Origin of the sequence: Candidatus Accumulibacter vicinus (genome assembly GCF_000584955.1) — a bacterium.
Classification (GTDB): Bacteria; Pseudomonadota; Gammaproteobacteria; order Burkholderiales; family Rhodocyclaceae; genus Accumulibacter; species Accumulibacter vicinus.
Map to the genome: position 1 here is coordinate 81,152 of NZ_JDSS02000024.1, position 1,555 is coordinate 82,706.

At 67.4% G+C, this 1,555-nt stretch carries 2 protein-coding genes; both read left to right on the forward strand.

The window, feature by feature from the left end; all coding sequences use genetic code 11:
* Positions 1–951: hypothetical protein (locus CAPSK01_RS10955; protein ID WP_034926261.1), on the forward strand; the 951-nt coding region annotated here is incomplete at its 5' end.
* Positions 951–1,555 (forward strand): phage baseplate assembly protein V (locus tag CAPSK01_RS10960; RefSeq protein ID WP_273703510.1); only part of this gene is annotated, 605 nt, incomplete at its 3' end. The genes CAPSK01_RS10955 and CAPSK01_RS10960, both read left to right, overlap by 1 nt.

Sequence of the window (1,555 nt, forward strand, 5' to 3'; positions counted from 1 at the left end):
GTCGAAGACGACTTCGCGCAGCCCTTTGCGCGCGTGCGTGTCGAGGTCAAGGTGGCCAGTGACGATTTCGTGCCGCTGATCGACGGTCTGGTGGTCGGCAATCGCTACGAGCTGCAGGCCTTGCCCGACCAGAGCCGGATGACGCTGGTGGTGCACGACGACAGCGTCCAGCTCAACCGTGACGAGAAGGTCGCTCTCTTCGAGGACATGGCGCCGCAGGACATCGTCACCAGCCTGTTCGAGGAAGCGGGTCTGACGCCCGACGTGGATGCACTGCCCGCTGCCGGAGCGGCGTTGCAGCGCGTGGTCGTGCAGCGCGGCACCAGCATGCAGTTGCTGCGCGATCTTGCCAAACGCTACGGCATGTTCGTCTATGTGCGCCCAGGTGCAGCACCGGGGGCAAGCGTTGGCGCTTTCAAGCGGCCACAGTTCGCAGCGACCGACCTGCCCGAAATCCTGCTGCTCGGCGACCAGCGCAACGTCGCGAGTTTCTCGGCCGAGTTCGACGCGCTGCGGCCGCTGCGCGCGCGCGCCGGCAGCGTCGCCCTCGCCGACCGCAGCGTGCTGGCCAGCAGTGCCGATGCTGCCGCCGGCACGCCGCTCGGTGACGCCCCGGCGCACGACCTGACGCAGCCGGCGCTGACCCTGCTCACCGGCACGCGCGAGGAGCAGGGCGACCTCGACGCCGCCACCGCGGCCACCGTCGATCTTTCGTCCTGGGCCTACGCTGCCAACGGCGAAGTCGACATCGACGACTACGCGGGCGTGCTGCAGCCGTACCGACTGCTGCGCGTTCGCGGCGTCGGCGGCTATCTGTCGGGGGACTACCTGATCGGCCAGGTCACGCATGTGCTCACCGACAGCAGCTACCGGCAGCGTTTCGCGCTGCACCGCAATGCGCGTTCGGCCGGCAGCACGGGGGGCGGCGGACTCTTCGCCGGAGTATTCTGATGGAAAGCGGAACCCTCGAACGTCTGGTGGTGGAACTCGCGACGCAGTCGCGCACACGCCACTTCGGCAAGTACCGTGGCCTGGTTGCCGACAACCAGGACCCGGCAGCGATCGGTCGCATCAAGGCGCAGGTTCCCGAGGTGTTCGGCGATGCCGTGCTCACCCCCTGGGCCACACCCTGCGCGCCCTACACCGGCGCCGGAGTCGGCTTGCACAGCATCCCTCCGATCGGCGCCGGCGTGTGGATCGAATTCGAAGCCGGTGACCCGTCGCGACCGATCTGGAGCGGCGGCTGGTGGGGAAGCAGCGACCTCCCGGCCGACCAGAACGGCACGCCAGCCAAACCGCCGCTGAAAATCCTGCGCAGCGAACAGGGCTTGCTGGTCGCGCTCGACGACGACGCGAAGACGCTGACGCTCTCCGACGGCAACGGTAGCAACTTGCTGACGATCAGCGTCAACGACGGGCAGATTCGCGTGCAGGCGACGAGCAAAGTGATCGTCGAAGCGCCATTGATCGAACTCACCGAAGGCGCGGTGCACCCGCTCGCCTTCGGCGATTCGCTGCTGCAGTACCTGAATCAGTTGGTCAGCATCTTCAATAC